This window comes from Winogradskyella sp. MIT101101 (assembly GCF_047126865.1).
GTDB lineage: Bacteria > Bacteroidota > Bacteroidia > Flavobacteriales > Flavobacteriaceae > Winogradskyella > Winogradskyella ouciana.
On sequence record NZ_CP138982.1, the window covers coordinates 3,528,594 to 3,542,112 of the forward strand.

8 protein-coding genes are annotated in these 13,519 nt (G+C 37.2%); 1 reads left to right on the top strand and 7 read right to left on the bottom strand.

Going from position 1 to position 13,519, the window contains the following annotated elements:
* Positions 1 to 45: 45 nt before the first annotated feature.
* The 7 genes from SIB89_RS15885 to SIB89_RS15915 form a co-directional block, all read right to left on the bottom strand.
* Positions 46 to 2,457 carry a thiamine pyrophosphate-dependent enzyme gene (locus SIB89_RS15885; RefSeq protein ID WP_412560547.1) on the bottom strand — a complete coding sequence of 804 codons (2,412 nt, stop codon included), beginning with the start codon at positions 2,455 to 2,457 and terminating at the stop codon, positions 46 to 48.
* Between the two features lie 154 nt (positions 2,458 to 2,611).
* The gene (locus SIB89_RS15890; protein ID WP_412560548.1) at positions 2,612 to 5,458 is read right to left on the bottom strand and encodes a metalloprotease; all 2,847 of its coding nucleotides are present in this window, start codon (positions 5,456 to 5,458) and stop codon (positions 2,612 to 2,614) included.
* Complete coding sequence (locus tag SIB89_RS15895; RefSeq protein ID WP_412560549.1) at positions 5,455 to 6,729, bottom strand: T9SS type A sorting domain-containing protein; 1,275 nt, start codon at positions 6,727 to 6,729, stop codon at positions 5,455 to 5,457. Before SIB89_RS15895 ends, SIB89_RS15890 begins: the two co-directional genes overlap by 4 nt.
* 24 nt (positions 6,730 to 6,753) lie before the next feature.
* Entirely contained in the window at positions 6,754 to 7,443 is a 690-nt protein-coding gene (locus SIB89_RS15900; RefSeq protein WP_155087826.1) for a TIGR00730 family Rossman fold protein, read from the bottom strand.
* A 166-nt stretch (positions 7,444 to 7,609) separates the two neighbouring features.
* Positions 7,610 to 7,777 (bottom strand): lmo0937 family membrane protein, encoded by a 168-nt coding sequence (locus tag SIB89_RS15905; protein ID WP_155087825.1) that lies wholly within the window; start codon positions 7,775 to 7,777, stop codon positions 7,610 to 7,612.
* A gap of 122 nt (positions 7,778 to 7,899) precedes the next feature.
* The gene (gene uvrA, locus SIB89_RS15910; protein ID WP_412560550.1) at positions 7,900 to 10,728 is read right to left on the bottom strand and encodes an excinuclease ABC subunit UvrA; all 2,829 of its coding nucleotides are present in this window, start codon (positions 10,726 to 10,728) and stop codon (positions 7,900 to 7,902) included.
* Positions 10,729 to 10,929: 201 nt separating this feature from the next.
* Positions 10,930 to 11,280, bottom strand: coding sequence for a hypothetical protein (locus SIB89_RS15915; RefSeq protein WP_412560551.1), 351 nt, complete (start codon positions 11,278 to 11,280; stop codon positions 10,930 to 10,932).
* 1,237 nt (positions 11,281 to 12,517) lie between these two features.
* Here SIB89_RS15915 and SIB89_RS15920 point away from each other — a divergent pair.
* Positions 12,518 to 12,823 (top strand): DUF2188 domain-containing protein, encoded by a 306-nt coding sequence (locus SIB89_RS15920; protein WP_412560552.1) that lies wholly within the window; start codon positions 12,518 to 12,520, stop codon positions 12,821 to 12,823.
* Positions 12,824 to 13,519: the final 696 nt, after the last annotated feature.

The window sequence follows — 13,519 nt, forward strand, 5'->3', positions numbered from 1 at the left end:
ATCACGTATGTAATGGTTTATATAAAAATAATATAGTTTGATTTGTTACCTCAATTTCGGAAAATCATTAGGGCTCATTTCGTGCATCACATCATATACAGCTTCAAAAACATCTTCAGTAGAAGGCTTAGAGAAATAATCTCCATCAGATCCATAAGCTGGTCTATGCGGTTTTGCCGCTAATGTTTTTGGTTGGCTATCTAAATACTGAAAAGCGTCTTGTGTGTTCAATATATGATCTAGGATATACGCTGAAGCTCCACCTGGCATATCTTCATCGATAACCATTAAACGGTTGGTTTTTGCAACACTTTTTACGATGTCATGATTTAAATCTAGTGGCAATAAAGATTGCACGTCTATAACTTCGGCGTCAATACCGACTTCCAATAATTCTTTTGCCGCTTGCTCAACAACCCTAACTGTAGAACCATACGAAACTAAGGTAATGTCTGTACCTTCTTTTATGGTTTCAACAACACCGATAGGTGTTTTAAACTCACCAACGTTATTTGGCAATGGTTCTTTTAAACGGTAACCATTTAAGCATTCCACAACGAGCGCAGGCTCATCACTTTCTAAAAGTGTATTATAAAAACCGGCTGCTTTTGTCATATTACGTGGTACCAAAATATGCACACCTCTTATCAGATTTAAAATGCCTCCCATTTGTGAGCCTGAATGCCATATTCCTTCCAGACGGTGACCTCTGGTACGAACAATCAATGGTGCTTTTTGTGTTCCTTTTGTTCTGTATCGAACAGTCGCTAAATCGTCGCTTATAATCTGTAAAGCGTACAATAAATAATCCAGATACTGAATTTCTGCTATTGGACGCAGACCTCGCATTGCCATACCAATGCCTTGCCCAACTATGGTTGCTTCTCTAATTCCGGTATCAGCTATTCGTAGCTCACCGTACTTTTCCTGTAAACCTTCAAGCCCTTGGTTAACATCACCAATATTACCAGTATCTTCTCCAAAGATTAAGGCTTCAGGGTAATTACCAAAGATGGCGTCAAAATTATCACGTATCACCACACGACCATCAACTTGCTCTGGTTGGTTGCTATATGTAGGTTTAACTTCTTTGATGTGAATGGCGGCAGATTCCGTTTCGTTTAAAAGATCAGAGCTGTATTTTGGTTGTACTTCGGCAAAGTAATTTTCAATCCAATTAAGTAAATTTTCTTTGGCTTCCGAATCTTCATTAATTACATAACGCAATGCTTTTCTGGCTGTGGAGATAACATCTTTGCGATTAGGTTCTCCAATAGCATCTAAATCCTTTACCAACTTCTCTATAAATACTTTATTGGAACTTGTATTGGCTAGATTGGTCAACAAGGAAACAGCTTCGTTTTTCTCGCTTATAATTGGTTTTAGATAATTAGTCCAAGCCGCTTTTTTTCCATCTCTAACTTCTTTCTTAATGGTTTTTTCAAGTTCAGAAAGATCCTCTTCAGTAGCAATATTATGAGCTATCATCCAATTGCGCATTTGAAGATTACAATCGTATTCTCTTTCCCAAGTTAAACGTTCTTGGGATTTATAACGCTCATGCGAACCAGAAGTAGAGTGGCCTTGTGGTTGTGTTAGTTCTTGAACATGAATGAGTACAGGAACGTGCTCTTCTCTGGCAATTTTACCTGCCATTTCATAAGTTTCGATGAGGTTAACATAGTCCCAGCCTTTTACGCGTAAAATCTCGTAGCCGTTATTGTCTTTATCGCGTTGAAACCCTTTTAAGATTTCAGAAATATTTTCTTTGGTGGTTTGATGCTTAGCATGTACTGAGATACCATATTCATCATCCCAAACACTTATGATCATCGGCACCTGTAGTACACCTGCCGCGTTTATGGTTTCAAAAAATAAACCTTCACTGGTACTGGCATTACCAATAGTTCCCCAAGCGATCTCATTACCTTGATTTGAAAAATTGGTGGTGTCAATTCCTTTTACATTTCTGTATATTTTAGAGGCTTGTGCCAATCCTAAAAGCCTTGGCATTTGCCCGGCAGTAGGCGAGATGTCTGCGCTTGAGTTCTTCTGTTCGGTTAAATTTTTCCAGTTACCGTTTTCGTCTAAACTATGTGTTGCAAAATGGCCTCCCATTTGGCGACCAGCAGACATAGGCTCTTGCCTTAAATCGGTATTGGCATAAAGACCCGCAAAAAATTGCTCTATAGTGAGTTCTCCAATGGCCATCATAAACGTCTGGTCTCTATAGTAGCCAGATCTAAAATCCCCATTTTTAAAAGCTTTTGCCCAAGCTAATTGTGGAATTTCCTTGCCATCTCCAAAGATGCCAAATTTTGCTTTACCAGTTAAAACTTCTCTTCTACCCAAAAGACTACATTCACGACTTGTAACAGCAAGCTTATAGTCATTTAAGACTTGAGCTTTAAAATCTTCGAATGTAATTTCTGTTTTAATGTCAGAATTGGTCTTCATATGGCGTTAAAATTGGTGTGGCAAAAATACTGAATTACGATGGTTTTTGCAATAGCAAGAAATGTTATAATTCTATAATATTCTCAAAAAACCAACCGTTATTTCATAATATATTTAAAATAACACAAAAAATCAACTTTTTAATAAGAATCTTTTAATACCATTTTCTTCTAAAAAGACCCAATAAAACTTGAGGATCTACAGAAATTATAAAACGAATGCGTTGGTCATAATTGGGTTGAGCAATTTCCCATCCAAGACTAGAATAAATAGGAAAGTAGAGTTCTAAATAATCCTCAACAAGGTTGAGTCTAATACCAGAATCGTAAACGAATTTTGCTGGACTGAATTTGTTCTTCACCAAACCTAAATCACCATAAGCATGGATGTACCTCCAGATGGAAGTGCTAAAATTGGCTGTGGTCATCCATTGATTGGCAAATTGGGTTTCCAATTTGGACTTAAAACCTCCTTCTGCAATAATGATTTGTTGACTAAAAATACCAGCATCTTCTGATCGACCTAAGTAGTTGAGGTCAAAAAGATAATCTGTTGGTCTGTCTAATGCAAAACTGAAAAAATTGGAATTTGGATCTGTGTTGTTATCCAAAAATACGCCAGCGTATAGCCTAAGATTAATATTCCGATTGCTTTGGGTCAGTTTTCTAAACTCATAATTAACAGACAGCTTACTGAACTTATCCGCTATCTGAAGATCCGTGTTAAATCTAGAAAAGTTGATAATACCTGGGTTGGAATGCGTATACCTTAAGTTAAATACACCATAATCTGGCTCATCTAATTCTTCAATTATAGCGTTATTTCCTAACTCTCTACTAATACTTACATAACGAGCTGTGATTCTGTCTACTTGGTCTTTTCTAAAATCACTATCATCCCTGAAAGAGAAGGTCAACGAAGGTCTAATCCTTGTAAAAAATGCATCTTGAGCAAAAGACTGATAGCCTGCCGATAGACCATAGGTAATATCAAATAAGTTTTGATTTTCTAAGTTATGCGAATAGAACACACTAAAACCACCCGTGAGTGTTTTAGATCGTGTTGCGTACTGCGGTGAAAACTTATAGTTCAAGCGTTTTCTTAAAATGGTTTTATTATAAACTTTGGTTCCCAGTGTAAGTCCATCATAGATATTATTAAACTCCACAAGTGGCATAAAGAAAACCTGATTATAATAAGGGTCCTCTATGTCTTTAAACAACCTAAACTGCAAAGGTTTGTTGTTTATAAACGAGCCATTGGCAGATTTGTAATTATCACGTTGGTTAAATTCTGGGACCACATTATCGTAGTCTAAAACAAATTTGTCTACGCTGTCCTTGCTCACAGTGATGGTTTTAGACCCTTTTATGTTTTCTACCCATTGCTTACCAATAACAGAGTCATTACTCAGTTTAAATAAAGAAATAGGCATTGTATTATCACGCTTATTCTTAATGGTTAATTTTATGGAATCACCCAATGTCTCTATACTGTTTATTTTAAAATCGATCTTCTTTCGAGTGTTTACATAATCTGTAAAAAACCAATCAATATTCTTACTGGTTTTAGATTTTAGAAAAGATTCAAAATCAGATATGCTTGCGCGCTTTAATTTATTTTGCTCTAAAAATTCGGTGATGGTTTGAGATAAGTCGATATCTTCAGAAAACTCATCCAGATAGTTAAGTCCTATACCAGCTTTATATTTCCCGGCAATATTGGCATTAAATTTAATTAATGAGTCTTTAGAAGTGGTTAAAGGCTGGTCTCTGTTTTTTCTGGCGATTTCCATAGAGTAGAGGAAATACTGAAAATTAAAATCTAAATCTGCACCATGAAACGCCCTCAGACCCCAGACATCTGATAAAGTTCCAAATAACTTCATATCGGGATAATACGTTTCAACATATTTTATCATAAAATATACTTGCAAACCTTCACTGAGCCAATGTTCTTTTCTTGGATTTAATAAAAGGACGTTGTCGATATATTTTTTTAGCGAGGTCTTTAGTAGTTTCAATTCATATTGAAACTGATCCGGAAATGGTCTCAGAAAATCAGGAAGCTGATTTAGTCCATACAATGGATCTTTGTTATAGTCAATTGAAGATACCAATAATTGCTTATGAGGATATTCTCCCAAATTTTCAGCTAAAAATTGTGTGATTCTATCCGTTAATATCGCCTTATCACTGCCTGGAAGCCCTTTTTCGTTAATGTTGGAAATAAGGATGAGATCGTCGGTTTGTACAAAACCGTAACGTGGAAACTTGTTTAAGGATAAATAGGTGTCCACTCTGTCTTTGCCATGAAGAATTGTGGTTTGCTGCCTACTTTCGGTGTTTGGGTTCATGGCAATCACATCCAATTCTGATGTTGCTCTGTAATTAAGTGGGTGGGTGAGCGTAATAGTAACATCGGCTTTTGGTACATACAAATCGTCGAGATTCTTATTGCTATAATAATGCCACTCTCCATCAAAAACTGCTGGAGTAATATACCAATACTTTAATTCAAAATCTTTAGTCTTAGTGAAGCCATAATCCGTAAAACTTGCATCAGGTATAACAAGAATATAACTCAGGTATATGCTGTAGGATGCATTTGGTTGTAATGGCTCAGCTAGATGAACCTTGATGACGTCAGGATGCGATTTTAAATACTCAAAATTAAGATTAGTGTCATTAACTTGGTCTTTAATGGTAGTAATAAGTGTAAAACCACGTTCTTCACTTTTTGCCAGATGAAATTTAGTGCTGAACTCTTCTTCAAAACGTTTAGCTAACGGTGTGGATTTGTTTGAGAAGCTATTGTTCCAATCGTGGAGATAAATCTCTTTTAAAACCGTATCCGATTCATTTTTGTAAGTTATCGTTTGGGTTATGGATATGGTTTTGGTTTCTACATCTGCAATAGCATTAATATCAATTTTATTCTGTGCTAGTGTGACTGCACAAAATAGTAGAAAAGCAATTGGTATGAGAAACTTTTTAATCAACGTGAAATAACAAATTTTATAGGTTTAGTTTGAGATTTAGAGAAGCCAAGAAAGTAAATACCATTGCTTAAGTTAGTTGTGTTAAAAACTTGTCGCTCACTTGAGTTGGTTTGAAAAGTTTCTACCACTTGCCCAAGGGAATCATATATATTCAACTCTTGATTAAAAAGTTTAAATGAATTTATGTATATAATTAATTCTGAATCTATTAACGTCTTTTCTAAATTATAATTTACAGTAATTTCAGAATCACCTAAATCAGATAGTGTAACGTCAGCTTCTAGACTGAGCGTTACAGGCAAATGGTCACTGAAATTGTGAAGCGCATCTCTTACCTCAAACGAAAATTCAGAGCCAGGTACGGCACAATTAGACGAATTGATTGCGCTGTTATAACATGCTGATAAGCCATTGTTGCCATACACTTGGTATGAGTCTGCCACATAGGTAATGTTGGCTGTGCTCAATATGTTTTCTGAGGTTAAGATAAAATCGAAACGATCATCAAAACCACCTGTTGTACCTCCCATGCCAGATTGTGTTCTGGTGGATTGTGTAAAGACATCCACAAAGTTTGGGTTATTATTCCAGCTGCCTACACGGTCAGCAGGATCTGCAAACGTTATGTTGTTAGTGTCTTGCAATAATTGTTGAAAAGCGGGCTCACTGCCTGTATACAGGTTTAGGTCACCGCCCAAAATAACATTCGTGTCGCTGGGAAGCGTATTTAGATATGCATCTAGCTCCAAGACCATTTCAAACCGACGCTGTGCATTTACGGTGCCACTAGAGGCCTTTAAATGACAGACTATGACATAAAATTCAACAGGATTTATATCTTGATCGATGGTATTTAACTGAAGTCTGTACACATTAAAATCTCTCAAATCCGTTGGAACAATGATTTCTTCTTCGAGTATAAACTTGGTACTGTCGTAATATAATAGGTTCTGTAAATCATTCTGGTCGCCAGTAGTATCATCAGAGGTATTTGAAACATAAGTGGCCATTTCAAAATTAGGGTTTATAGCTGTTCTAGTTATATTAAGAACAGTATTGGCACCAGTAATATTGTTAAGCTCGCAAACTAAAAACAAATCAGGTTGGTAGTCTGCCAATATAAACTCTAGGTCATCCTCGCGATTAGGTACGGCATCCTCAAGAGGGTAGTTGAGTAGATTATAGAACATGACCTTAAATGTCTCTTGTGCAGAAACATTTATACTGCTCACAAGGCAAACCGTTAAAAAACTTAGTATCTTCTTTTTCATAATTTGGGATGCAGTAGTAGTTTTCTAGAAATTAGGGCTTAAGCCATATTCCTTGTAGAAATCGTTGAGGATTTCTATAACTTCATCAGCTGTATCTACAAGATGAATTAAGTCTAAATCCTTAGGGCTAATGTTGTTATTGGCATTTAATAATGTGGTTTTTACCCAATCCATTAATCCGCCCCAAAATTCCGTTCCGACCAATATAATTGGGAAAGTTTCAATTTTATGGGTTTGTATAAGCGTCATGGCTTCAAAGAGCTCGTCCAAAGTCCCGAAACCTCCTGGCATCACCACAAAACCTTGGGAATACTTTACAAACATAACCTTGCGCACAAAGAAATAGTCAAAATCTAGGCTCTTGTCTCTGTCAATGTAAGGATTATCGTGCTGCTCAAAAGGTAGTTCAATATTTAGTCCCACTGAAGTACCTCCAGCTATATGTGCTCCTTTGTTACCAGCTTCCATAATACCTGGACCACCACCAGTGATAACTCCATAGCCATGCTCAACAATTTTTTGAGCCATTTCCTCAGCCAATTTGTAGTATTTATGGTCTGGTTTTGTACGTGCAGAACCGAATATAGAAACGCAAGGGCCTATTTTGCTTAGTTTCTCATAACCATTTACAAACTCACCCATAATCTTAAAAATAGCCCAAGAGTCGTTTGTTTTTATTTCGTTCCAGCCTTTATGTTTGCTTTCTTTTCTCATATTTAATAATTAAATGTCCTCTCAATATAAAAGCCATACGATAATATGGCTTTGTCTTCATTAACACCTCCAAATTTAAGCTAAAAAGAGAGAAATAGAAGTGAATTAACAAAAAAAAGCGCATGGAACTTAATCCATGCGCTTTAGTATTTTATGATTGTCTACTTTATAAAGGTTTTCTACCAGATATAATATTATACAATATTATGATTATGGCAATTACCAATAGAATGTGTATTAAGCCTCCAGTTCCAATTCCCGGAACTATGCCCAATAAACCTAATAACCATACAATAATTGCAATTACCGCTACTAGCCAAAGAATATTTTTCATAATGTTTAATGTATTTGTTAGTTTAATCTAATGTACACAATTAATAGCATATAATTGCGATGTTTGCATTAAATGGTTTAAGAAAATTAGTATTTAGGTTATTTTTTGCCTAAACACTGAGATTATTGCAGTTCTTTTCTTAAAAATTGAGCTGTATAGCTCTTTTTGTCTTTTATGATTTGCTCAGGCGTACCTTTAGCAACGACCTGTCCACCACCTTTTCCGCCTTCGTAGCCAATATCTATGATATAATCTACAGTTTTGATAACATCTAGGTTGTGTTCAATAATGAGAACGGTATTACCTTTGTCAACGAGTTTGTTGAGAACCTTCATTAACACTCTAATATCTTCAAAATGGAGGCCAGTGGTAGGCTCGTCTAAAATATAGAAGGTATTGCCTGTATCACGTTTACTTAATTCCGTCGCTAGCTTAATACGCTGAGCCTCGCCACCAGAAAGTGTGGTGCTCTGTTGCCCTAAAGTAATATATCCCAGTCCAACGTCTTTTATGGTTTTAAGTTTTCGGTATATTTTTGGAATATGCTCAAAGAAACTTACAGCTTCATTAATGGTCATATTCAACACATCGCTAATGGATTTACCTTTATATCTAATTTCTAAGGTTTCCCTATTAAAGCGCTTACCTTGGCAGGTTTCACACTCAACATAAACATCGGGTAAAAAATTCATTTCAATAACACGTAAGCCACCTCCTTGACAGGTTTCACAGCGGCCACCAGCCACATTAAAACTAAAACGACCAGGTTTGTAACCGCGTATCATCGCTTCAGGAATTTGTGCAAATAACTTACGGATTTCATCAAAAGTCTTGGTATAGGTGGCAGGATTGCTTCGTGGAGTTCTACCAATAGGAGATTGATTAATGTCAATCACCTTGTCAATATGCTCTAGACCTTTGATGCTCTTATAAGGCATTGGTCGTTTAACACCATTGAAGTAGTGTGCATTCATGATAGGGTAGAGCGTTTCGTTGATTAAGGTAGATTTACCGCTTCCTGAAACACCAGTAACACCAATCATTTTCCCTAAAGGAATCTCAACATCAACATCTTTTAGGTTGTTGCCTGTACAACCTTTAAGCACTATCTTTTTACCATTGCCTTTACGACGTTGTTTAGGGACTTCAATTGCTTTGGTGCCATTGAGGTAATCGGCAGTAAGGGTATGATGCTTCAATAGTTCTTTTGGTGTGCCTTCACTGATGATTTCACCACCATGTTTACCGGCAAAAGGGCCAATATCTATAACATGGTCTGCACGTTCTATCATATCCTTATCGTGCTCTACAACAATAACCGAATTGCCCACATCCCTCAGAGAAACCAAGGAATTGATCAGTTTTTCATTATCGCGCTGATGTAATCCAATGCTTGGTTCATCTAAAATATAAAGCACACCTACCAATTGCGAGCCAATCTGCGTTGCCAGTCGTATACGTTGCGCTTCACCACCAGACAAGGATTTAGAACTTCGGTTTAAGGATAGGTAGGTGAGCCCTACATCCAATAAAAACTGTACACGATTCTTTATTTCTTTAATAATCTCTGCTGAGATCTTCTGTTGTTTTTCTGAAAGTCTATCGTTCAATCCTTCTAACCATTCACCCAATTCTACCACATCCATTTTTACGAGGTCAGCAATACTCTTGCCATCTACTTTAAAGTAAAGGGACTCCTTACGCAGTCTAGAACCGTTACATACTGAACATTCTACCTTGTCCATATAATCTTTTGCCCAACGCACTAATGATGTTGAATTAGACTTATACTGACTTTCTATAAAATTAGCTACACCTTCAAAATCGATATTATACTCGCGCTTTACGCCCAAGGTCTTACTTTCTACCGAAAAGCTGTCCTTACCACCATATAGAATAACTTGTCTGGCTTCTTCGGGAATGTCTTTCCAGGCGTCATTTAAGGTGAAGTCAAAACGTTGTGCTATGGTATCAAACTGTTTAAAGATCCAGCTTTTCTTTTCTGGGCCATGTGGCGCCAAAGCTCCGCTTCTAATAGACAGTGTTTCATCAGGAACTAATTTCTTTTCATTCACAACATACAATTCACCAATACCATTACAGTTAGGGCATGCTCCTTTGGGTGAGTTGAACGAGAAGTTGTTAGGTTCTGGATTAGGATACGAAATACCAGACGATGGACACATTAAATTTCGGCTAAAATAGCGTGGCTCGTTAGTCTCTTGGTCAATCACCATCAGCACATCATCTCCATGATACATGGCTGTATTGATGGATTCCATCAAGCGCTTTTCGTTGTCTTGTGTGTTATCAATCTTTAGACGATCTATTACTATCTCTATATCGTGGGTTTTGTAGCGATCGAGCTTCATGCCTTTTTCAAGGTCTACAATCTCACCATCGGTACGGACTTTTACAAAACCTTGTTTGGAAATCTGTTCAAACAGTTCGCGGTAATGGCCTTTACGCGATCGGATAACAGGCGAGAGGATATTGATGCGCTTTCCGTTAAAGGCTTCGAGGATGAGGTCCTTGATCTGCTCATCGCTGTAGCTTACCATCTTTTCACCAGTCTCATAACTATAGGCATCCGCAGCTCTAGCGAATAATAGCCTCAAGAAGTCATAGATTTCTGTAATGGTGCCTACTGTAGAGCGTGGTGATTTGCTGGTTGTTTTTTGTTCTATGGCAATAACAGGCGACAGTCCATCAATCTTATCAACATCTGGGCGCTCTAGGCTACCCAAAAACTGACGTGCGTATGCCGAAAAGGTTTCAATATAGCGACGTTGCCCTTCGGCATAAATGGTATCGAAAGCCAATGACGATTTTCCACTACCAGACAGCCCAGTAATAACTACCAGTTGTTCTCTTGGTATGCTGACATCTATATTCTTAAGGTTGTGTACGCGTGCTCCTTTTACTTCAATGGACTCGTCGAAATGGCTCATAAATGGTGTTGCTCCTTCTTTTATTTTAGCAAAGGTTCTCCTGTGCCAAATTGGCTTCGGTGAACGAAGGTGCAAAGGTACAATATTTAGTTGTTAATTTAGTGTGAAGGTTTACTCCATAACCTATTAAGACTTGGAGCTATAACACAAAAAAAGCCTTGAATAATCAAGGCTTGGGTTTTTTCTGTTTCACAGCACAATTTATGCTTTTGTGGTCATCTCGCCTGCAGCAATGGATTTATCATAATTGGCTTTGACTTCGCTTACAAATCCAAAGAACTTAGAACCATCCTTTTTCTTAAGTATCACGTACGTGTTGTTGTTTTTGTCAGTAATAACTTCATCGACAACTACAGTATTACCGTGTACACTTTTATAATTGGCTACTTTACCACGTTTAGATAATATATTCAGTTTAGGGAACTTTATATAGTTGTAAGATGCTCCATCTTGGGCGTTAATAACAAGTTCATCACCAACTTTTGGTTCGGTCTGTGCACTTAGCATAAAACAAAATCCGAAAAATAATAGCGTAAAAAATAGTTTTTTCATAATTAAATCGGTTTATATTAAGAATGGTATAAAAATATTAAGAAAAACTGAATTTTGCAATGTCTTTAATGCTTTCTTAACATCTATGTTTATGGGCATTTTAGCTTCGTAATACCATGGGGTTTTTCGGTTAAACCCATGGAAAGGTAATACCTCACTTTAATCCATACCATCAAAGGTTGACTTTTTTGTAGGAAAAAACGTTGGTTGACACGGATATGACACGCTTATGACACGGGTTAGATATGGGATAGATATGCTTAAAATTGAGGTCTGAAATTTTTGGATTTGTAAATGCTTAATAATTTATAAGTAATTAATTTTACTATTTAATATGACAAAGCTGATTTGATAAGGTTGAGATTGTTGATATTTGGATACCTACATATTGTTTAAATGGTAATTAAAATTGTGCTGACCTGCTAAATGCAACGCTAAGGTTAGTGAAGTGTTAAATCATTGCTAAATCTTTGGTTTTAAAGGTGTTTGGGTCGTCCAAATAGCAATTGATACCGTACCTTTAGTAACACCAAATTGTATTTACTATGAAATTACTACATAAGTTAAAAAATAGCATATCAAGATTCCGGCGAGGATCATCTTCAAACAGTCAAGGCACTGAAGGTGCAAAACCTAAAAAATTGATTACAAAAGGGTTTTCTAAAGACGAAATTGCTTTTATGTTTATTTAGGTTGAGGCTTTTTTTTGAGGACTTTTTACCGTTGTAACAAGAGTGAGACTGCTTTTTTGATTAAAGGAAAGAAGAGGCAGATTGCTTCGTGCACTTCAACTGCGCTCAGTATGACACCTCGCGATGACGGTATATAGGTTAATAATGGTTCAATTGTCATTGGAAATGAAGCAGTCTCGTCAACATTACTGTCATTGCGAGGACAAAGGACGAAGCAATCTCATCAAAGAAAACGAAAACAATAAACAGATTGCTTCGTCGCTCATGCTTCGCTTCTCGCAGTGACATTCCAAATAGAAGTTAAGAAACAATAATGCACTTGAAATTCCGACGCAGTCGGAAACAACGATTTTCAGAAGTAATGAGCTATCAGTATGATTATTACCTCAATAAAGTGTTCTAAGACAATGTATATTGAGTAAAGAGGAACATCAATGTATTAGCGAGTGGTGCTTTAGCAACTTCCTATAAATCGTTAGGGCTTTTTGGTTCGTTTTTGGCCATTAAAAATGAACATATAAATAATTATTACATTTATATATAAAATGTTGATTAGAACAATACCAAAAAACAACTCCCTTACTGACGCCATACAAAAACTCATCCAAGCCATACTAAAAGCTTTAGGTCATAATACCACAAAAACCCGTATCTGGCACCAACACGTCGTACCCTACGAAGACGGTTGGGCCGTACGACGCGAAGGCAATCAACGTATTACCTCTAAACATCGAAAGCAGAGTACGGCCATACGCAAGGCGAAAACCATTGCCAAGCGCAAAAATGCGGATGTGGTTATCCATCGTGAGAGTGGTGGGATTCGGGATCGGATTAGTTATCGGGAGGAATGATAGAACCGTTATATTTTAATGTTACTGTTACTGCGAGGCAGGAGTCTTATAAATATTACTGTCATTCCGAGGAAGAATGACGAAGGAATCTCATGAGGGGTAACTTATGTAATAGACAGATCGCTTCGTGCGCTTCGACTTGTTTCACAAGGTACTTTCAATGAAAATATATTTTCATTTCAGTAATGCTCAGGGCAGGCTATTACTTTTGTGTTTTTAATATTAATAGGATGTGTCACTGCGAGGCACGAAGCAGTCTTATGATGAGTAACGGACAGAATAATGAGACCTGCCTGCCGGCAGGCAGGTTGCCGCGCTCGTGCCTCGCTCGCAATGACATTTCTATTGGTGTTTTGTGCAATGACGGTTGTATTTGTGTGTGCCTCGCGATGACGGTTCATAGGGTAATTACTGTTCAATTGGTTTTTCTCGCAATAATAGAATCGTCACTGCGAAGAATGAGGCACGAGTGATGAAGCAGTCTCATGAAAAGTACGACATTATGGGTAGGTTACTTTTTTGATTAAAGGAAAGAAGATGCAGATCGCTTCGTTCACTTCGACTACACTTCGACTACACTTCGACTACGCTCAGTGACCACGCTCAGTGACCACGCTCAGTGTGACACCTCGCGATGACGGTTCCTAGGGTAATGACGGTTCTTTAATAACAAGAGTGAGACTGCTTTTTTGATTA